This window comes from Streptomyces sp. NPDC055025 (genome assembly GCF_053608565.1).
On sequence record NZ_JBSGVS010000077.1, the window covers coordinates 21,334 to 40,229 of the forward strand.

Below are 18,896 nucleotides of genomic sequence, written 5' to 3' on the forward strand. Positions count from 1 at the left end.
GTACCGGCAGGTAAAAGGACACGGGCCCGGCAGGGCGGGGGGCGGCGCCGGCCCGCCGGACCCGGCCTGTTTCCGGACCGGTCCGGAAACGGCCGTCTTCTCCCGTGACCGCCGGTCACACCCGCTCCACGAGCATCGCCACGCCCTGGCCGACCCCCACGCACAGGGTGGCCAGACCCCGGCGGGCGTCCTCGCGCTCCAGCCGTCCGAGCAGAGTGAGCAGGATACGGGCGCCGGAGCAGCCGAGCGGATGGCCGAGGGCGATGGCACCCCCGTCCGCGTTGACCCGCTCCTCGTCGAGCTTCAGGCGGCGTACGACGGCGAGGGCCTGCGCGGCGAAGGCCTCGTTCAGCTCGACCGCGCCCAGATCGCCGGTCCCCCAGCCCGCGCGGGTGAGGGCCTTCTCCGTGGCGGGCACCGGGCCGAGGCCCATCAGACCGGCCTGGACGCCCGCCGACGCGGAGGTGACGATCCGGGCCCGGGGGGTGAGCCCGTACCGCTCGACGGCCGCCGCGCTCGCCACGACCAGGGCCGCAGCACCGTCGGACAGCGGCGAGGAGGAGCCCGCGGTGACGATGCCGTCCTCGCGGAAGATCGTGCGCAGCGCGGCGAGCTTCTCCGGTGTCGTGCCGGGGCGCGGGCCCTCGTCGGCGGTCACCTCGCCGCCCTTGACGGGGACCGGCACGATCTCCCGGTCGAAGCGGCCCGCCTCCCGGGCGGCGACGGCCCTTTGGTGGCTGCGCAGCGCGAAGGCGTCGGACTCGGCGCGGGTGATCCCGTCCAGGGCCGCCACCTCCTCCGCGGTCTCGCCCATCGACAGGGTCACCTTCGCCGCGCCGGACCCGGAGCCGGCGGACACGGCCCGGTCGGCCGCGGTGAAACGGGGATTGGTGAAGCGCCAGCCCAGCGAGGTGTCGTACACCTCGCCCGGTTTGGCCCAGGGTGTGCCGGGCTTCGCCATCACCCACGGGGCGCGGGTCATCGACTCCACCCCGCCCGCGACGATCAGGTCGGCCTCGCCCGAGCGGATCGTCTGCGCGGCGGAGGCGACGGCGGTCAGACCCGAGGCGCAGAGGCGGTTGACGGTGTAGCCGGGCACGGTGTGCGGCAGTCCGGCCAGCAGGACGGCCATCCTGGCCACATCGCGGTTGTCCTCGCCCGCCTGGTTGGCGGCGCCGAGGATCACCTCGTCCACGGCCTCGCCCGGAATCCCGGAGCGCACCACGGCTTCACCGACCACCAGAGCCGCCAGATCGTCGGGCCGTACGGTCGCCAGGGCGCCGCCGTAGCGGCCCTGCGGGGTGCGGGCACCGTCGATCAGATAGACCTCGTCGGACATCGATGCGCTCCTCGGCGGGTTGGCGGGCTGGCGAACTGACGGAAGGGTGAGCGGGCGGGCGGGAGGACGGACGGAGTCGCGGCTCGCGGGGTTCTCCGGGGCGGTGCCGCCCTCTTGACAGGCGATGGTGACGCTTGATTCGGTGACAACCCCGACGCTAACCGAATGTTCGGTCGGTCTACAAGGTGGTGGAAACCGTGACGCAGGTCACTGCTGGGGCATCCGGTCCGGTGGAGAAGACACGATGAGCGGCGCGACGGGACCGACGGAGGCCGAGACGGGCCCGACGGAGGCCGCGACGGGCCCGGCGGGCACGGGGACCCGACGAGGGGAGAGGCTCCCGTACGAACTGCTCGACGCGGGCGAGCGCATGACGCGCGAGGAGCTGAGAGCGCATCAGCTCACCTGTCTGCGGGCGACCCTGCGGCACGCCTACGCCCATGTGGAGCTGTACCGGAAGAAGTTCGACGAGGCCGGGGTCGGCCCCGACGACTGCCGGGCGCTGTCGGATCTGGCCCGCTTCCCCTTCACCACGAAGGCCGACTTCCGCGACACCTACCCCTTCGGTATGTTCGCCGTCCCCATGGAACAGGTCCGCCGCGTCCATGCCTCCAGCGGCACCACGGGCCGTCCCACGGTGGTCGGCTACACCGAGAACGATCTCTCCGTCTGGGCCGACCTCGTCGCCCGCTCGATCCGCGCCGCCGGCGGCCGGCCCGGCCACAAGGTGCATATCTCCTATGGATACGGCCTGTTCACCGGAGGCCTCGGCGCCCACTACGGCGCCGAGCGGGCCGGCTGTACGGTCATCCCCGCCTCGGGCGGAATGACCGCCCGCCAGGTCCAGATCATCCAGGACTTCCGGCCCGAGATCATCATGGTCACCCCGTCCTACATGCTGACCCTCCTCGACGAGTTCGAACGACAGGGCGTCGATCCGCGCACCAGCTCCCTGGAGGTGGGCATCTTCGGCGCCGAGCCATGGACGGAGGAGATGCGCCGGGAGATCGAGGAGCGTATGGACATCCACGCCGTCGACATCTACGGCCTCTCCGAGGTGATCGGACCGGGTGTGGCCCAGGAGTGCGTCGACGCCAAGGACGGGCCGCATGTGTGGGAGGACCACTTCTGGCCCGAGATCGTGGATCCTCTCGGCGATGAGCCGATGGCCGACGGAGAAGGCGGTGAACTCGTCCTCACCTCGCTCACCAAGGAGGCGCTCCCCGTCATCCGCTACCGCACCCGGGATCTGACCCGGCTGCTGCCGGGCACCGCCCGCCCCGCCTTCCGGCGAATCCAGAAGATCACCGGCCGCAGCGACGACATGCTCATCCTGCGCGGGGTGAATCTCTTCCCGACCCAGATCGAGGAGATCGTGCTGCGTGTCCCGGGCGTCGCCCCGCACTTCCAGCTCGAACTGACCCGCCGGGGCCGGATGGACCATATGACCGTGCGGGTGGAAGCGCGTCCGGAGACCGGGCGTGAACGGCGTACGGAGGCCGCCCGGGAGATCGTCCAGGGCGTCAAGGACGGCGTCGGGGTGAGTGTCGACGCGGTCGTCGTCGACCCCGACACCCTGGAGCGCTCGGTGGGCAAGATCCGCCGGGTCAGGGATCTGCGCCAGGACTGACCGGGCGGCCCGTGCGCCCGGGGTCCGTGCCCCGGGCCCCCTGCCTCGACGGCCTGTGCCCCGGGCCCCCGTGCCCAGGGCTCCCGTGCCCGCCGTGCCCCCCGTGCCTGCCGTGCTCCCCGTGCCCGCCGGGGTCGCTTCCCGCGTGTCGCGTCACGGCAGCAGCGCCGCCGCGAGCATCTGGGCGAGCCACTGCCGGTACTCGGACGTGGCCCAGCCGCGCCCGTGGGTCAGGCGTTCATGGACCTGAGGAGAGGTCAGCAGCCAGCACGCGTCCGCCGCCCGCACCGGATCCAGACCGGGACGCAGCATCCCGGCCACCCCGAGGTGGTCGACGAACGCCCCGGTGCCCGCCCGCCGTTCCCGGTCGGTGGTGGCGGCCAGCTCGGCCAGCTCCGGATCGGCCGCGGACAGGACGGCCGTCAGAGGGGCCAGACGTTCATGGACGCCCGCCACGAAGCGCGCGTAACCGGCGAGCTTCCGGACCGGATCGGTCTCCGCGAGTACGGCGCGCAGCTCCGGCCGGGCATGCATGGGCACCGGTTCGTCGTCCTGCGCGAGAGCGGTGTCGTAGACGGCTTTCACCAGCTCCGGCTTGCCGCCGAACACCTTGTACACCGTCGGTACGGAGACGCCCGCGCGCCGGGCCACGGACTGCACCGAGGTGGCCCGGTAGCCGTCCCGCAGCAGCGACTCCCGGCAGGCGTCCAGGATCGCGGCGCGGTTGCGTGCCGCCGCCGCCTGCCGTCCGCTGCTGTCGTAGCCGCGCCGCGGCCGGTCCGCTCCGGTCATGAGTCCCGCCTCCCCCTGATTTCGATATAGTCTATTCTACTGAAAGTTGCCCGGCCGCCACGGCCGGGCGGAACAGCTGGGAGCAGCCATGGAGCAGATCTCGCAGTGCCCGCCCGGAGTCCATCGCCTGGGTGACAGCGTGGTCAATTTCTATGTGGTCGAGGAGCCGGACGGACTGGTCCTCGTGGACGCCGGACTGCCGGGGCACTGGCGGATGCTCTCCGACGCGCTCACCGGCCTCGGCGCGTCCGTCACCGACATCAAGGCGGTGCTGCTCACCCACGCCCATATCGACCACATCGGGCTCGCGGCCAGGCTCCACCGCGAGGCGGGAGCCGCGGTATGGACCCATCGAGCCGACGCGCCCACCCTCGCCGCCGCCCGTCCGGCACGGGCGGCCGTCAAGCCGGAGCGCTCCATCGTGCCGTATCTGCTGCGCCGTCCCGCGGCCGTCGCGCTGCCCCTCCGGCTCGCCTTCCAGGGGGGTTTCACCCCCGAGCCGGTGCGGGAGCCGGACACCTTCGACGCGCGTCTCGTGCTCGACCGGGTGCCCGGTTCGCCGGAAGCGGTGCCGCTGCCGGGCCACACCCCGGGGAGTACCGCGTACTTCTTCCCCCGCCACGGCGCGGTCTTCACGGGGGACGCGCTCATCACCCACGACGGCCTCACCGGGGCGCGCGGCCCCCGGCTCATCTGCCGGGCCTTCACCCATGACAGCGCCGCGGCGCTCGCCTCGCTCGACCGGCTGGCCGAACTCACCGAGCACGACGGTGATCTGACGCTCCTGCCGGGTCATGGCGAGCCGATGGCCCACGGCCTCGCCGAGGCGGTCACGCGGGCCCGCGGGCTCGGCGTGGTCTGAGCCCTCCCAGGAGTCCGGCCAAGGTGAGCCCAAAAGCCGCCACGAGATGATCTTGAGGTGGTGAGAGACTCGGTTTCCGCATCCTCGAACGAGGAGTTCGTGGTGTCGACAGGTGGCCTGGCTTGAGGCGGGGCGGCCCGCGTTCTTCCAGGTGGTCGGCCAGTCGCGCAGGACGTGAGGGGTGCGAGCCGGGGTGGCTCTACGATGGGCCCGGTGACCGAGACACTGCCCCCTGTGGGCATTGACCTCTTCGACGTTGAACGGCTCCTGCTGACCGAAGCTCCGGAACCGCCGCTGCCACTCCATGACGCTGAGGCCCGGGACCGGGTGTGGGACATGGCAGTTCAGGCCAACCCCACCCTCTTCGACGGGCCTGTGGTGGCGTGTGGGGGACTGGAGCGGACTGGCCCGCGCATCCTGCGCCTCTCCTGGGTGCCTGTGACGTACCGGCACTACGCTTTGCGTCGCGTTCCCGGTGCCACCGCACTGCCCTCGTTGTTCGTGAACGTCGTTCAGCCGAGCGACGACGGCCGTGTGCTGGCAGCGAGGATGTCGCCCTCCACGGCCGCCCCGGGCCGCTGGCAGCTGCCAGGTGGGTCTGTGGAGCCTCCCCAGGGGGCGGTGCTGGACGAGCCAGGCCTGGCCGGGCAGGCCGCGCGTGAGCTCGCCGAGGAGTTGGGGATCAGCGCAGCCGCCGAGGACCTGAAGCTGTGGGTCGTCACCCGCGGCGAGAACGGCAGTGTGGGCCTGACCTACCTCGCCCCGGCCCTTCCCGAGGCAACGCTGCGCGCAGCCCTCACCGTTGCTGCGGCAGCCGAGCGCATCCAGGGCCGTGAACCTGAACTCGACGACATCGCCCTGGTGCGCTCACCGGACGAACTGGCCGGTCTGGCCGGTCCGCACGCGGACTACCTGAAGCCGATCGTCCGCCGCTTCTCCGGATGCCGCTGAGGTCAGGCGCCGGCAAGGAAGTCGCGTCCCCGTTCGTCGAGCTCGGCCACGCACCGCAGGCTACGGGCCCGGAAGCGTGCGAGGTCGCCGCGCATACGGGAAACCGCCTTCCGGGTGCGGACGGAGCGGACACCGCCCATGTGGTCGATGGCCCGGTGCCAGGTTGCGCACGCCTGCTCAATGCTGCCGCGCTTGAGCTGCATCTCTGCGCCCGCGACCAGGTCCAGGGCAACGATCCGCGCGTAGGTGTCCGCCGGGCGGGCGGTGGCGGCCAGCGCGTGCTGCTCGGCGGCGGCCCGGTGATCTCCTACGGTCTCGTGGACCTTGGCGGTGCGGGAGTACACCGACGCCGCCGGTGGGCCCCAGGCCAGCGCCCAGAACGGCACCTCGTCGCCGGGGGCGCCGGTCAGCAAGGTACGGGCATGTTCAGCCTCGGCAAGGGCCGCGCGGTGCTTGCCACTCCTGGCCAGTGTGTGGGCGTGGACGACGCGGAAAAGTGCTTCGGTCCGGGCATCCACTCGTCCCTTGGCCCGGTTCAGTCCGGTCTCGGCCAAGGCCAGGCAGTGCTCGGGGCGATGGAGCCTCAGGCCCTGCATGGCCATCGTGCGCATCACGAATCCGTCGTGCCCGCGCAGGCGGGATTCGGCGGCCAGAGCGTAGGACTGGAGGTAGTAGCGCTGGGCGAGTCCCTGCTGACCTGCGTCGTAGCTCTTCCAGCCCAGCAGGTGGACGCCTCGGCCAGCGGCGGACAGCATCTGCCGGCGGACTTCGTCGGTACGGAACCGGGCCCGGCACAGCGGGGCGACGTCGTCGCGGAGGTAGGTGACCAGGGCACTGCGGCCGTGTTGTCCGCCGTGGCGTTCGTCCATCTCGGAGAATGCGTGGATCATGTCGCGGACGGCGGCGACTTCGGCCATGCCGATGGTGTAGCCGGTGCGGGCGGCCTCGGTACGGGAGGCGATGTCCTGAACGTGGCTGAGGGGTAAGGCCGCTGCTGCCATGGAGTAGGCGGAGGCCGTCAGGAAGCGGCGGCGGTCCAACTCGTACCTCCACATGGGCAGCAGGGCGTCCAGCGGGTCGCTCCCGAGGGACAGTCCGATGGTGTCATTCTCGGCCTCCGCTGGGGAGGGCAGTCCGAGGTCGGCGGTGGTCAGGAGGTGGCCCAGGCGCCGGGAGAGCGCGACCGCGAGGTAGCGGGGTGTGTCACCGCGAGGCACGGACCCGCTGAGCCAGTGTTCGACGTTGGACTTGTTCGTGCGTAGGCGTGCGCCGCATTCGGCGGCGACCGCGCAGACCGCCTTGGCCAGCGCCTCGTAGGTGAGGCCGGATTCGGCGACAAGGGCGCTGAGCTGGACGTTCGGCGTGCGCGTGGTCATGAGCACCTGCCCCGTATATACGAGATATACCGCTTGGCCTGCCCATCACCGTACCGCTGCGCCGAGCCCGCCGGTTGACTGTTCATCAGGTCCCCGCCCGGCGCGGCCGACACCGGCGCCGCCCCGGATCTGCTCCCACGCCCACGTCTGCGAACCGCATGTGATGCCCCGTGCCACGAGGAGGGATCGTCATGGACGAGCAGGATGACCGCTGGATCGCCGCTACGGCGTCGGCTCTGCTGGCGGCGGAGTACGAGCAAGTGGCGATCGACGCGCTGACCGTTCGGCGGCCGGAGCTGCCTTTGGAGTCCGCCTATCGGGTACAGAGGGCAGCGGCGGCCCGGCGGATCTCGGGTGGCGCCCGAGTCGTCGGCCACAAGGCCGGAATGACTTCTCAGGCCATGCAGGAACAGATGGGCGTCGACGAGTCGGACTCGGGTGTCCTTCTGGATGGAATGGTGCTGCCTACCGGCAGCACCATTGCCCGGTCCCTGCTGATGCAGCCGCGGGTGGAGGCGGAGATTGCTTTCAGACTCGGCTGTGACCTGGCGGGCCCGAGCGTGAGCGTGGACGAGGCACGGGCGGCGGTGGAGAAGGTGTTCCTCGCCCTGGAGGTGATCGACACCCGGTTCACCAGCTGGCGCATCACGGTGGCGGACAGCATCGCCGACAACGCGTCCTGTGCCCGGGTGGTCACCGGGCCCATGGTGCCGCTCAGCGCGGACATGGACCTGGCCGCCGAGCCGCTGGTCGTCAGCGTCGACGGCACCGCTGTGGCCACCGGAGAGGGCCGCGCCGTCCTCGGCGACCCGCTCCGTGCCCTGACCTGGCTCGCCGGACGGTTGCACCGCGCCGGCGAGGCCCGGCACACGGTTCTCCATGAGAGGCTGGACGGCATGGGGGCAGCGCTGGACGATCAGACTTCCCGGGAGTTCTTGGCAGGGATCCACGTTGGCGACCTCTGCAGCGGGACGGTTGTAGAGATCACGCGGTCTCACGGGGTGGCGGTGGCCCTGGACGGATTCTCCGCGCGCCCCCTGGGAACTGTCTGGCCGGCGGACGTCTCATGGCGCTGGAATACGGCTGCGGCCGTGGAGGTCGGCCGACGGATCACCGCTGAGGTGATGGCCGTTGACCTGGACGAGGGCCGGGTCCGGCTGGCGATGACCGCCACCGAGAATCCGGAACTCTGGGCATTCCTGACATCACGTCACCGCGGAGAGGTCCTTTCCGGCACTGTTGCGGCGATCGAGCGGTTCGGCGTGTTCGTGTCGCTGGACGACGGCCCTGACCACCCGGTCTTCCCTGGCGTCGGGTTCATCACGATCCCCGAACTGTCGTGGCGCCACATCGACTCAGTTTCGGACGTCGTTCGGGTCGGACAGCACGTCTCATGTGAGTTCCTCCAGTTCGACGACTGGAACGGAGAGGCAAGGCTGTCCTTGAAGGCGATGCAGCCTGACCCCTTCGCAGCGTTCGTCGAAGGGACCGCGGTGGGTCAGACGCTGCACGGACAGGTCACCAAGGTGGTCCCGTTCGGCGTCTTCGTTCAGGTCGCCGACGGCATTGAGGGACTGGTCCAGCTACGAGAGCTCACCCGGGTGCCTGTGGAGACTCCGGAGGACGTCCTTCAGGTCGGCGACGAGGTCACAGTCGTCGTCACAGAAATCGATCCACAACGACGCAGGCTGGCACTCTCCCGATGTGAGGCCTCCCCCGACCTCCGGTGACACCTGAGTGTTGCTGCCTCCCCTGCGCGAGTGCTCCAGTCCCTCAGGCTGTTTGGTAAGGCGAGGCCCCGCCCCCAACCCGGTGAACCTATGCGGTCACAGCACTAGCAACCACAGGTGTTTCCTTGTGCCACCTCGCCTTTCCTGTCGTCAAACGATTGAATGAAGACAGGCGCGGCCGCTGTCCAAGGAACCCGGACTTTCCGGGGCCCCACGGCGGTGCCAATCCAATCAGATCCGATGACGGCTGATGACAGGGTTTGCTGACAGGTAGGGTCGAATGCGACCACCACCACGGGGAGCGGCAGGGCCAACCTGGTCTACAAGCGGGTGTCGGCCGACCAGCAGTCAACCGACCGTCAGAACCTCGTCCTCGCCGAGGCCGGGGGCAAGGACCCGGTCGTCTTCGAGCGCTGGCCGAACCGCCCCCAGTCGCTGAAGCCGTTGAACGTCTCGACCTTGTTGGTCGCGGCCGTCACCCGGCCGCGCAGCGGCGCGTCCGAGAGATACCGAAGCAGCTGGACGGTACGGATCACCCGCCCGACCTCGCGGAAGGCGGTGTAGGCGGCGTTCTTGTGGGAGCCAGAGCGCAGCCGCTTGAGCAGCAGGGTGGAGGAGATGGCGCCCTCGCGGAACGAGACGGTCACCCTCACAGGGCGTCGATGTGCTCGTAGGTGACGGCGTGGGACGGCCGGAAGAACAGGACCCCTCCCACGCCGGGAGACCGGAGCCCTGTGCGCGGGGCCGGCGGCCGTCCGGATCAGCGGCCGACACCCGGACCGGTACGGGACAGCGCCTCCGCGACAGGGCCCGCGACGGCCGGCTGCGCCAGATACTTGCCCGCCGAATGGACCCACACCCCGTCGGAGTCGATCCGCGCGCTCTCCGGGAGAACACCCGCCGCGTTCGCCCGCAAATCGTGTTCGAGACGAGGACGTACGGTGATGATGTCGTCCCGGTCCCAGAAATTCAGCCATCGCGCGACATGTTCGGGCGCGCTCGGCGGCTGGGGGACGAGCCTCGGCCACACGACCGTACGCGTCGCGAGCGGGGAACCCAGCGTCACCAGCAGAGGCGTTTCCGCCCCGTGGTGGTGGAGCGTCTCCAGCGCCACGACCGTACCCAGGGAGTGCGCCACCACGACCGCGGGACCGTCTCCGAGCGCGTCGCGCCCCCGCTGTCCGACCCTTTGGTCGAGGCTCGGACCGTCCTTGTCGCGCTCCCCGCGCGCCAGATGGCGCGACACCTGCGCCAGGTCCCCGACCATCAGCCTCGGGGTCGCCCAGCGCGCGACACCGCTTCACGGTTTCAACGCCATCAGAGTGGTCGCCACATTGATCGCCCGGCGCACGACGGAGAGGGTTCCCTGCGCCTGCCCCGCCGGGGCGGCCTGGACCCGGGCGTGTGCCAGGACCCTGCCCCGGGTCACCCAGCGGCCGTCCCGCGGTCCGTCGCTCCCGGCGTGCTCCGCGGTCAGCGCGGCCACCGGCTCGACCAGCAGTCCGCTGAGGATCTCCGCCTCGTCCTCCTCCAGCGGTATGTCACCGGCGCCCTGGGCCTGCGGACGCGAGAAGAGATCGGCGTAGTACGCGAAGGAGCACACGGGCGCGTCCGGCCCGCCGGCCGACAGCCGCTCGGCGAGCGAGGAGTGGCCCGCGGCCCGCATACCCGTGGCGAGCGCCTCGGACCACAGGGCCCGTTCACGGTCCGACTCCCGAGGACCAACGATGCCATGGACGAACACCACCCGCGGCCCCGTCCGTACCTCCCCCGTGGTCCGTCGGCCACGAGATTGGCAACGAGAGGGACCGTGACGCGGTGCGACCGACATATACGCGCAGCCGCCGTACCGGACCGCTGTCCGGACCGTTGCCCCCGGATCGGGAGCGAGCGGGCCCGCGGGGGGTATCCACAGCAGAGATATGCTCCAGCGTCGCACCGGTGATCGAGAGGGTGCGGCGGGATCCGGCACGGGCATCCACGAGGAATCCAGCGAGAAGGAGTTACCGGTCATGACCTTTGACGTGGCGTCGGTACGTGCGTCCTACCCTGCGCTCGGTGACGGAACGGTCTATCTCGACGGTGCGGCGGGCACCCAGGTGCCGGCCGTGGTCATCGACGCGATCACCGACGCGTACCGCACCGGGATCGGCAACGCGGGCGGCTCCTTCGCCGCCAGCCGGTACTCGGGGGAGATCGTGGCCGGGTGCCGCCGGGCGGTCGCCGATCTGGTCGGCGGGGTTCCCGAGGGCATCGTCCTGGGCCAGAACACCACCTCGCTCGTCTACCGCTTCTCCCGGACCCTCGCCGACACCTGGCGGCCCGGTGACGAGATAGTGCTCTCCCGGCTGGACCATGACGCGAACATCCGCCCCTGGGTGCAGGCCGCGGCCCGCGCGGGCGCGGTCGTACGGTGGGCCGAGGTCGACCCGGCGACGGGCGAGCTGCCGGTGGAGCAGTACGACACGCTGCTCGGCGAGCGCACCCGGCTGGTGGCGGTGACCGCGGCCAGCAATATTCTCGGCACCCGCCCCGATGTCGCGGCCATCACCGCCAAGGCGCACGCGGTCGGCGCCCTGACCTATGTGGACGGGGTGCACGCCACTCCGCACGGTCCGGTCGATGTCGGCGCGCTGGGCGCGGACTTCTACGCCACCAGTGCCTACAAGTGGTCCGGTCCGCACATCGGCGCGGTCGCCGCGGATCCGGCGCTGCTGGAGACACTCCACCCGGACCAGCTGGCCTGCTCGCCCGGCGCGGTGCCGCTGCGCTTCGAGACGGGGACACCGCCCTTCGCGGATCTGGCCGGGGTCACCGCCGCCGTCGATCATCTGGCGGATCTGGCCGGACCGGGGGCGGGCGGGCGGCGCGAGCGGCTGCTCGTTTCGATGAGGGCGGTGGAGGAGGCCGAGCACGAGCTGTTCGGGGTGATGCTGCGGGGTCTTGAGGAACTGCCCGGTGTCACGCTGTACGGAAAGCCCGCGCGGCGGACGGCGACCGCCTATTTCCGGGTGACGGGACACGCGCCGGCGGAGGTCGCGGGGCACCTCGCGGCCCGCCGGGTCAATGTCTGGGACGGACACTGCTATGCCTGGGAGCTGACGGAGGTCCTGGGGCTGCGGGAGAGCGGCGGCGCGGTACGTGCCGGGCTCGTCCACTACAACGACCGTTCCGATGTCGACCGGCTGCTGGAAGCCGTCGGGGAACTGGCCGTCTGACGGAGGGCGCCGGGCGCCGGGTGCGCGGCGACGGGGGCGGTGGGGCGGCGGCGGTGGGGCGGCGGGCGTCGGCGTCGGACGTCGGGGATGGCCGGCGTCGGGCCCGTGACGGCGGCGGCCCTGAAAATGATGCGCGGCGCGGTCCTGGACCGTGACAGGGTGGCGGACCAGCACCTCCCTCCCGCCCCGCCGTACCGCTCCAGGAGCGTCCGATGACAACAGCGCCTCCGACGACACCGCCGGCCCGTCTGGTTCCGTTGCTGGGGCAGTTCGACTTCGCGCGTGAACGCCTCGCCGCCCGGCTGACGGGACCCGTCATGGACAGCGGCAACGGGACGGACGTCGAGGTCGGTCCCCTGACCGACGAGGAGTACCTCTGGGAGCCGGTGCCCGACTGCTGGTCGGTCCGACGGCGCTCATCCGGGCCGGGGCCACGCGCCACCCTTCTGTCCGGCGCCGGGGACTGGGGGCGGGACACGGCGCCCATGCCCCATCCCTCGCCGCCGCCCTTCACCACCATCGCGTGGCGCTTGAGCCACCTCAGCGAGATGCTGACTCTCCGGGCCGACCACACGGCCGGCGGTCACAAGCTGACCAAGGACGACTACCACAGCTGCGGGGACGCCGCCGGGGCGGTCGCGGCCTTCCACCAGGGCGCCACGGCATGGCGGAACGCCCTGCTCACCGCCGACGACACCGCGCTCGACACGGTGGGACACAGCACCTACCCCCACGGCAGCGATCCCGACGACCCGTTCGTCGAAACGGTCTGGTGGGTCAACCAGGAACTCCTGCACCACGGGGCCGAGATCGCCCTGATACGCGATCTGTGGCGGGCCCGGCAGCGGTGACGGACCGGGGTGACCGGCGGTACGCGTTGAGTTGCCCGAGTGCCCGGGTGCCAGCAGAGTGGACGTGACGGAGCGGTCCCGAACACGTACGGCGGTCGGCCGGCGCGTGGCTGAGCTGGGGAGATGGCGATGGCGCGGCGAGAAGACCTTCCGGCACCGGCACAGGGGCTGGTCCTGACGCATTTTCTCACCGTGCGTGATGTCGGCGTGTCGAGCCGCTTCTACGCGGACGTCCTCGGCGGCGAGGTGGTGCTCGCCGAGAATCCCGGGATCGTGAAGGTGGCCAATGGCTGGATCATCATGAACCCCGGCGGCGGACCCACCCCGGACAAGCCCGATGTCGTCCTCACTCCGCCCGCCCCCGGTGATCCCGTGTCGTCGTTCCTCAACGTGCGGGTCGCCGATCTGGCCGCCTTCTACGAGCAGGCCACCGCGAAGGGCGCGCACTTCCTGACCGAGCCGCTCGACCGCAAGGCGGAGCTGCGCTGCTATCTGCGGGACCCCGACGGATATCTGGTCGAGGTGGGCCAGGCGACCGGGATACTCCATGGCGTCTTCGCCGACCGCCCGCCCGCCGACGGCGACTGACGACCACTCGCCCGACCGCCCGCCCGACCGCCCGCCCGACCACTCGCCCGACCGCCGTCAGGTGTGGGGCTGCCGGTCCCCCACGACGGACAGGAGCTGGAGCTTCTCGTAGCTCTCCGTGCCGGGGGTGGCGGTGTAGACGAGAAGCGCCTGCGCCTGGTCGACGTCGAAGAGGACCTGGCAGTGGAGTTCGAGCACACCCAGCTGGGGGTGGCGGATCCGCTTGGGTTCGCCGCGCGGGATGCCGATCTCATGCGCGCTCCACAGGGCCGCGAACTCCTCGCTCTCCTCCAGGAGCGCGCCGACGATCCGCCCGGCGCGGGAGTCCGCGCCCTGGCGGGAGTAGGCGGTGCGCAGTTGGGAGGTGAAGAACCGGCTGTGCGCGGGGTGGTCGTCCTCGGGATAGATGAGCCGTGCGCGCGGCTCGGTGAACCAGCGGTGGACCATGCTGCGCGCCAGTCCGGTGTGACGGGTCTCGTCGCCGAGGAGCGCGACCGCGAGTCCGGTCTGCGTCAGCGTTTCAGCGAGTCCGGTGATGACCTGTGCCGGAGTGTCGTGCAGACGGTCCAGGATGCGCATGATCCCCGGATTGACATGCTCGCCGCGCAGCGTCCGGCCAGGGGTGTTGTGCCCGGCCATCCGGAAGAGATGGTCGCGCTCGTCCAGGGACAGACGCAGTCCGCGCGCGATCGCGGCGAGCATCGGTTCCGAGGGCTGCGGACCGCGCCGCTGCTCCATACGGCTGTAGTAGTCGGTGGACATACCGCACAGGGCCGCCACCTCCTCGCGGCGCAGACCACGGGTCCGCCGGCGCGGGCCGCGGGGGAGACCCACGTCCTCGGGCTGAAGGGCCTCGCGGCGGGTACGGAGGAAGTCCGCGAGTTGCGCTCTGTCCATGTGCTCAGTCTCCCTCTTCGGTCCTCGGCCCCAGGATCGCCGGTGGCCGCCGGCTCCGCGGTGGCCGCCGGGCTCGGCGGGGCGCCCCTGGACCGCGGTGGCGCCCCGCCGGTTCGCGTTCGCGCACGGGATCACGGAAACCGCGCGCCACCGCGTACCGGCTCGGAGCCCGCCACCGCGTACCGGCTCGGAGCCGCGCCACCGCGTACCGCTCAGAGCAGGGTGCCGCCCGACGCCTCGATACGCTGCCCGGTGATCCATCCGGTGCGCGCGGAGAGCACCGCGGCGACGACGCCGCCGATGTCCTCGGGTTCCCCCACCCGGCCCAGCGCGGTCTGGCTGTTCAGCAGGGAGCGGATCTCCTCGTCGTCGCGGAGGAGGCCGCCGCCGAAGTCGGTGGCCACGGGACCGGGGGCGACCGTGTTCACGGTGATCCCGCGCGGGCCGAGTTCCTTGGCGAGATACCGGGTGAGGACCTCGACGGCGCCCTTCATCGACGCGTACGCCGAGGCACCGTGCCCGGTGAAGCGGGTCAGCCCCGTGGACACATTGATGATCCGGCCGCCGTCCGCGAGGAGCGGCACGAGTCCCTGGGTCAGGAAGAACACACCACGGAAGTGCACGTTCATCAGCTCGTCGAAGCCCCGCGGGGTGGTCTCCGCGAACGGTGCCATCAGGGCGCCGCCCGCGTTGTTGACCAGGAAGTCGAAGCTCTCCCGGCCCCAGCCGTCCTTGAGCACACGGCGTACCTCGTCGGTGAACCGGTCGAACGATTCCAGCTCACCGGTGTCGAGCTGAAGGGCGAAGGCGGTACGGCCCAGCCCGGTCACGGTGTCGACGACGGCGTCGGCCTCGTCGGCGTGGGAGCGGTAGGTGATGATCAGATCGACACCGTCCTCGGCGAGCCGGAGCGCGGCACTGCGCCCCAGGCCCCGGTTTGCTCCCGTGATGATCGCGATCTTTCCCTCTGTGGTCATGGGACGGCTCCCTCATGGCGGACGGCCGCCGCGTGCTGCTCACGCGATCCGGACACACCGTCCGCCACGCCCCAGCCTGGAGTGGGCCCGGCACCGGATGAAGGGCTCACCTGTCCAGGGACCGGCGGTCCCTGTCTCAGCGCCGCCCCCCGCCTCCGGCGCCCTGGCCTTCCCGGGCCGGCAGGGCTCGTAGCCACTCGACCAGCAACCGGTTGGTCTCGTCGGGGCGCTCCTGCTGCACCCAGTGCCCGCAGCCTTCCAGCACATGGGAGGAGACCAGGCCGGGAAGGGTCGTGGGGTAGGCGTCGACGGCGGCGGCCATCCAGCCGAGGGAGGCGTCGAGGGCGCCGCCGAGGAAGAGCGAGGGCTGCCCGATCGGCGCTCCGTCCCACGGGGCGAGGTCCTCCCAGTCCCGGTCGGCGTTGCGGTAGCGGTTCAGCGCCCCGGTCAGCCCGGTCCGTTCGAACTCGCCCGCGTAGAAGTCGAGATCGGCCTCGCCGAGCCAGGACGGCAGGGTGTCCCCGGCGAAGCGGTCGGAGAGTCTCGCGCCCCGGGGCACGAAGAAGAGACTGTCCTCGCCGGCCGCCGGCATGGTGTCGGCCGAGAGCCCGGCGTAGAACCCGGCCAGCCAGGCGCGGACATCGGGCTCGATCTCCGCCTCCGCCCGGCCGGGCCGCTGGAAGTAGCTGACGTAGAACTCCTCGTCGCCACCGATCCGGGAGAAGGCGTCGGTGGGCCGGAAACCGTTCCGCGGGGCGTAGGGAACACTCAGCAGTCCGACGGCCGTGAAGATCTCCGGCCTGAGAAGGGCGGAGTTGGCGGCGATGGCCGAGCCCCAGTCATGGCCCACGATCACCGCGGTCTCCTCGCCCAGCGCCCGTACGACGGCGGCGTTGTCCTCGACATGGTCGAGCATCCGGTACGCCTCCACCTCCACGGGCTTCGACGAGCGTCCGTATCCGCGGACGTCGATGGCCACCGCGCGGAAACCCGCCGCGGCGATCGCCGGGAGCTGACGGCGCCAGGAGTACCAGGACTCGGGAAACCCGTGCACCAGCAGGACCAGCGGGCCGGTCCCCTGCTCCACCAGATGGATACGGCCGCCAGGGGTGGGCACCAACCGGTGCCGCGCGTCCGGGGCGGAAGCGGGTGACGGACGGGTGTGCTGCGACATGCTTCCTCCTGGGGCTTTGACGCCGGTTCGGGCGCCCTTGTGATCATGCGGGGCGCGTACGGCGAACGCGAGTTCCGTTGCCGGTCCGGCAAACCCCGCCCCCGCGTTGCGGAAATCCGGCAACGAACCATGGCAGCCAGCGCAAAAATTCAACGGGCCCACGCAGTTGAGCGGCAAGGAGACGAAATCACTTCGCATGAGCCTTGTGGAACGGCCCGCGCGGGTCCTAGGGTCACCTCACCTCATGTCCCCTCATGGCGTCCGCTCCGTCGAGCGTCGCAGGCGTTCACCCTCCCGACAGAAACGAGCATTTCGATGTCATGGAGCATCACAGGAGCCGTAGCGAGACGGTCCGGCAGATCACCGCGCGGGACCGCCACCGCCGGTGCCTCCCGGACCGTCAGGACGGCCAGGGCCGTCGCCGCCGTGACCGCGGCCGCCGTCGGCCTCAGTGTGCTGTCCGGTGGTACGGCCCTCGCCGGCGCGGGCGCTGACGGCGCGTCGGCGGCGTCGGCCCCCGTCGTGACACGCGCCGCCCTCGATCCCTCGCTCGTCGCGGGCAGGGGCGCGCGCGTCGACTTCGTCGAGCAGGAGGCGGAGAATGCCACGACGAACGGCACGGTCATCGGCCCGGACCGTACGGCGTACACACTGCCGGCGGAGGCGTCCGGGCGTAAGGCGGTCAAGCTGACGCCGGGCCAACACGTCGAGTTCACGCTGCCGAGCGCGGCCGACGCGATCACCGTGCGGTACAGCATTCCGGACGCCCCCGACGGCGGCGGCATCACCGCACCCCTCGATGTCACGGTGAACGGCGGGAAGCGGTCCACCATGACCCTCACGTCGCAGTACGCGTGGCTCTACAACCAGTATCCGTTCTCGAACGACCCGAACGCCGGTCTGCTGCACCCCGACTGGTGGATCACCGAATGCGCCTGTGTGCCGAGCGACACGACACCGGCCCCGGTGATCGACAAGCCCTTCCGGCCGAACCACTTCTACGACGAGCAGCGTCTTCTGCTCGGGAAGAAGTACCGCGCGGGTGACAAGGTACGGCTCACGGTGCCCGCCGGGAGCAGGGCCGCGTGGACGGTGATCGATCTGCTCGACTCACAACTCGTCGGTGCTCCGCGGGTCGAGCTCGTCGCGGCGAACGTGCTGGCGTTCGGAGCGGATCCGCTCGGCCGGCGTGACTCCGCCGACGCGATCGACAGGGCCATCGCCTTCGCGAAGCGCAAGCACCTCAAGGTGTACATACCGCCGGGCACGTATCAGGTGAACCGCCACATCATCGTCGACGACGTGACGATCGTGGGCGCGGGCAGCTGGTACACCATCATCAAGGGCCGTCAGGTGGAGCTGAGCACCCCCGCCCCCGACGGCTCGGTCCACACCGGCGTCGGCTTCTACGGCAAGGACGCGGCGGACGGCGGCAGTTCCGATGTCCATCTCTCCGGTTTCGCGATCGAGGGCGATGTCCGTGAGCGCATCGACACCGACCAGGTGAACGGCATCGGCGGTGCGATGAGCGACTCCACCATCGACGGCCTCTACATCCGCCACACCAAGGTGGGTCTCTGGTTCGACGGACCCATGTCGAATCTGCGGGTCACCGACAATGTCATCGTCGACCAGATCGCCGACGGCCTCAATTTCCACACCGGTGTGACGGATTCGGTGGTGTCGAACAACTTCGTCCGCAACTCCGGCGACGACGGTCTCGCCATGTGGTCCGAGAAGACCACCAACGCGGGCAACACGTTCGACCACAACACCGTCCAGACGCCGGTGCTCGCGAACGGCATCGCCATCTACGGCGGCGAGGACAACACCGTCTCCAACAACCTCATCGCCGACCCGATCCGGGAGGGCAGCGCCATCCAGGTCGGATCGCGCTTCGGCGCGGAGGCGTTCACCGGACATCTGTGGATCACCGACAACACCACGGTCCGCGCCGGTACGTACGAGCTGAACTGGAACATCGGTCTGGGCGCCATCTGGTTCTTCGCGCTGGAGAAGGACATCGACGCCGACATCCAGGTGACCGGGGACCACTTCCTCGACAACACCTACAACGCGATCATGCTGGTCAGCGACTGGCCGGTGAAGGATCTGTACTCGATCACGAATGTCCACTTCAAGGACATCAAGGTCGACGGTACGGGCACCTCGGTGGTCAGCGCCCGGGTGGCGGGCTCCGCGTCCTTCCAGAACGTGGACGCCCGCAATGTCGGGGCGGTCGGTGTCAACAACTGCGGATCGTTCAACTTCACCCCCGCCGGTTCGGAATTCTCACTGACGGACCTCGGCGGCAACGACGGCGGCGGCACCACCGGCGCCTGGCTCGCCCCCTGGGAGCTGCCGAACACCATCACCTGCGACGACCGGCCGCCGGTGGTCGCCCCGCCGGCCCCGTCCCCCTGGTGACACAGGCCGGGACTCGCGCCGGCGCCGGCCACTGACCCCGCTGCCGTCGCCGCGCGATTCCCCAACCGGCCGGCCGTCCGGAGC

General features: G+C 70.8%; 17 protein-coding genes. 8 read left to right on the forward strand and 9 right to left on the reverse strand.

Annotation, left to right across the window (positions count from 1 at the left end):
- Positions 1–115: 115 nt before the first annotated feature.
- Positions 116–1,339: a thiolase family protein gene (locus tag ACWGDX_RS34075; RefSeq protein ID WP_453631931.1), complete on the reverse strand. Its 1,224-nt coding sequence runs from the start codon at positions 1,337–1,339 to the stop codon at positions 116–118.
- 244 nt (positions 1,340–1,583) lie between these two features.
- Between ACWGDX_RS34075 and paaK the strand changes: the two genes are divergently transcribed.
- The gene (paaK, locus tag ACWGDX_RS34080) at positions 1,584–2,969 is read left to right on the forward strand and encodes a phenylacetate--CoA ligase PaaK (RefSeq protein WP_453631933.1); all 1,386 of its coding nucleotides are present in this window, start codon (positions 1,584–1,586) and stop codon (positions 2,967–2,969) included.
- Between the two features lie 153 nt (positions 2,970–3,122).
- Here the strand turns inward: paaK and ACWGDX_RS34085 are convergent, their stop codons facing one another.
- Positions 3,123–3,761, reverse strand: coding sequence for a TetR/AcrR family transcriptional regulator (locus ACWGDX_RS34085; protein WP_453631935.1), 639 nt, complete (start codon positions 3,759–3,761; stop codon positions 3,123–3,125).
- Positions 3,762–3,849: 88 nt separating this feature from the next.
- Here ACWGDX_RS34085 and ACWGDX_RS34090 point away from each other — a divergent pair, with 88 nt between their 5' ends.
- Both ACWGDX_RS34090 and ACWGDX_RS34095 read left to right on the forward strand, forming a co-directional pair.
- Positions 3,850–4,623, forward strand: coding sequence for an MBL fold metallo-hydrolase (locus tag ACWGDX_RS34090; RefSeq protein ID WP_453631937.1), 774 nt, complete (start codon positions 3,850–3,852; stop codon positions 4,621–4,623).
- A gap of 213 nt (positions 4,624–4,836) precedes the next feature.
- On the forward strand, positions 4,837–5,574 hold the full coding sequence (locus ACWGDX_RS34095; protein WP_453631939.1) for an NUDIX domain-containing protein: 738 nt from the start codon (positions 4,837–4,839) through the stop codon (positions 5,572–5,574).
- A 2-nt stretch (positions 5,575–5,576) separates the two neighbouring features.
- On the opposite strand, the gene ACWGDX_RS34100 is transcribed toward ACWGDX_RS34095, so the two are convergent.
- Positions 5,577–6,950 carry a hypothetical protein gene (locus ACWGDX_RS34100; RefSeq protein WP_453631941.1) on the reverse strand — a complete coding sequence of 458 codons (1,374 nt, stop codon included), beginning with the start codon at positions 6,948–6,950 and terminating at the stop codon, positions 5,577–5,579.
- 191 nt (positions 6,951–7,141) lie between these two features.
- On the opposite strand from ACWGDX_RS34100, the gene ACWGDX_RS34105 reads away from it, so the two are divergent.
- Complete coding sequence (locus ACWGDX_RS34105) at positions 7,142–8,680, forward strand: S1 RNA-binding domain-containing protein (protein ID WP_453631943.1); 1,539 nt, start codon at positions 7,142–7,144, stop codon at positions 8,678–8,680.
- 359 nt (positions 8,681–9,039) lie between these two features.
- Here the strand turns inward: ACWGDX_RS34105 and ACWGDX_RS34110 are convergent, their stop codons facing one another.
- From ACWGDX_RS34110 to ACWGDX_RS34120, 3 genes are all read right to left on the reverse strand, one after another.
- Complete coding sequence (locus ACWGDX_RS34110; RefSeq protein ID WP_453631945.1) at positions 9,040–9,327, reverse strand: Tn3 family transposase; 288 nt, start codon at positions 9,325–9,327, stop codon at positions 9,040–9,042.
- Positions 9,328–9,440: 113 nt separating this feature from the next.
- Positions 9,441–9,947, reverse strand: a complete 507-nt coding sequence (locus tag ACWGDX_RS34115; RefSeq protein WP_453631947.1) for an alpha/beta fold hydrolase — start codon at positions 9,945–9,947, stop codon at positions 9,441–9,443.
- 33 nt (positions 9,948–9,980) lie between these two features.
- The gene (locus ACWGDX_RS34120) at positions 9,981–10,427 is read right to left on the reverse strand and encodes a hypothetical protein (RefSeq protein WP_453631949.1); all 447 of its coding nucleotides are present in this window, start codon (positions 10,425–10,427) and stop codon (positions 9,981–9,983) included.
- 265 nt (positions 10,428–10,692) lie between these two features.
- Here ACWGDX_RS34120 and ACWGDX_RS34125 point away from each other — a divergent pair, with 265 nt between their 5' ends.
- The 3 genes from ACWGDX_RS34125 (at position 10,693) to ACWGDX_RS34135 (ending at position 13,337) form a co-directional block, all read left to right on the forward strand.
- Positions 10,693–11,898: a cysteine desulfurase-like protein gene (locus ACWGDX_RS34125; protein ID WP_453631950.1), complete on the forward strand. Its 1,206-nt coding sequence runs from the start codon at positions 10,693–10,695 to the stop codon at positions 11,896–11,898.
- 212 nt (positions 11,899–12,110) lie between these two features.
- Positions 12,111–12,749: a DinB family protein gene (locus ACWGDX_RS34130; RefSeq protein ID WP_453631952.1), complete on the forward strand. Its 639-nt coding sequence runs from the start codon at positions 12,111–12,113 to the stop codon at positions 12,747–12,749.
- A gap of 129 nt (positions 12,750–12,878) precedes the next feature.
- The gene (locus ACWGDX_RS34135; protein ID WP_453631954.1) at positions 12,879–13,337 is read left to right on the forward strand and encodes a VOC family protein; all 459 of its coding nucleotides are present in this window, start codon (positions 12,879–12,881) and stop codon (positions 13,335–13,337) included.
- Between the two features lie 57 nt (positions 13,338–13,394).
- Here ACWGDX_RS34135 and ACWGDX_RS34140 read toward each other — a convergent pair whose 3' ends face one another.
- From ACWGDX_RS34140 to ACWGDX_RS34150, 3 genes are all read right to left on the reverse strand, one after another.
- Positions 13,395–14,234, reverse strand: a complete 840-nt coding sequence (locus tag ACWGDX_RS34140) for a helix-turn-helix transcriptional regulator (protein WP_453631956.1) — start codon at positions 14,232–14,234, stop codon at positions 13,395–13,397.
- Between the two features lie 212 nt (positions 14,235–14,446).
- Positions 14,447–15,211, reverse strand: a complete 765-nt coding sequence (locus tag ACWGDX_RS34145; RefSeq protein ID WP_453631958.1) for an SDR family NAD(P)-dependent oxidoreductase — start codon at positions 15,209–15,211, stop codon at positions 14,447–14,449.
- A 136-nt stretch (positions 15,212–15,347) separates the two neighbouring features.
- Positions 15,348–16,385 (reverse strand): alpha/beta fold hydrolase, encoded by a 1,038-nt coding sequence (locus ACWGDX_RS34150; protein ID WP_453631960.1) that lies wholly within the window; start codon positions 16,383–16,385, stop codon positions 15,348–15,350.
- Between the two features lie 315 nt (positions 16,386–16,700).
- Between ACWGDX_RS34150 and ACWGDX_RS34155 the strand changes: the two genes are divergently transcribed.
- Positions 16,701–18,812 carry a glycosyl hydrolase family 28-related protein gene (locus ACWGDX_RS34155; protein ID WP_453631962.1) on the forward strand — a complete coding sequence of 704 codons (2,112 nt, stop codon included), beginning with the start codon at positions 16,701–16,703 and terminating at the stop codon, positions 18,810–18,812.
- Positions 18,813–18,896: the final 84 nt, after the last annotated feature.

Bases quoted from the DNA above. Each gene is read 5' to 3' on its own strand.
- ACWGDX_RS34075 (WP_453631931.1), bottom strand. From the start codon at position 1,339: ATGTCCGACGAGGTCTATCTGATCGACGGTGCCCGCACCCCGCAGGGC.
- paaK (WP_453631933.1), top strand. From the start codon at position 1,584: ATGAGCGGCGCGACGGGACCGACGGAGGCCGAGACGGGCCCGACGGAG.
- ACWGDX_RS34085 (WP_453631935.1), bottom strand. From the start codon at position 3,761: ATGACCGGAGCGGACCGGCCGCGGCGCGGCTACGACAGCAGCGGACGG.
- ACWGDX_RS34090 (WP_453631937.1), top strand. From the start codon at position 3,850: ATGGAGCAGATCTCGCAGTGCCCGCCCGGAGTCCATCGCCTGGGTGAC.
- ACWGDX_RS34100 (WP_453631941.1), bottom strand. From the start codon at position 6,950: ATGACCACGCGCACGCCGAACGTCCAGCTCAGCGCCCTTGTCGCCGAA.
- ACWGDX_RS34105 (WP_453631943.1), top strand. From the start codon at position 7,142: ATGGACGAGCAGGATGACCGCTGGATCGCCGCTACGGCGTCGGCTCTG.
- ACWGDX_RS34115 (WP_453631947.1), bottom strand. From the start codon at position 9,947: ATGGTCGGGGACCTGGCGCAGGTGTCGCGCCATCTGGCGCGCGGGGAG.
- ACWGDX_RS34125 (WP_453631950.1), top strand. From the start codon at position 10,693: ATGACCTTTGACGTGGCGTCGGTACGTGCGTCCTACCCTGCGCTCGGT.
- ACWGDX_RS34130 (WP_453631952.1), top strand. From the start codon at position 12,111: ATGACAACAGCGCCTCCGACGACACCGCCGGCCCGTCTGGTTCCGTTG.
- ACWGDX_RS34135 (WP_453631954.1), top strand. From the start codon at position 12,879: ATGGCGCGGCGAGAAGACCTTCCGGCACCGGCACAGGGGCTGGTCCTG.
- ACWGDX_RS34140 (WP_453631956.1), bottom strand. From the start codon at position 14,234: ATGGACAGAGCGCAACTCGCGGACTTCCTCCGTACCCGCCGCGAGGCC.
- ACWGDX_RS34145 (WP_453631958.1), bottom strand. From the start codon at position 15,211: ATGACCACAGAGGGAAAGATCGCGATCATCACGGGAGCAAACCGGGGC.
- ACWGDX_RS34150 (WP_453631960.1), bottom strand. From the start codon at position 16,385: ATGTCGCAGCACACCCGTCCGTCACCCGCTTCCGCCCCGGACGCGCGG.
- ACWGDX_RS34155 (WP_453631962.1), top strand. From the start codon at position 16,701: ATGTCATGGAGCATCACAGGAGCCGTAGCGAGACGGTCCGGCAGATCA.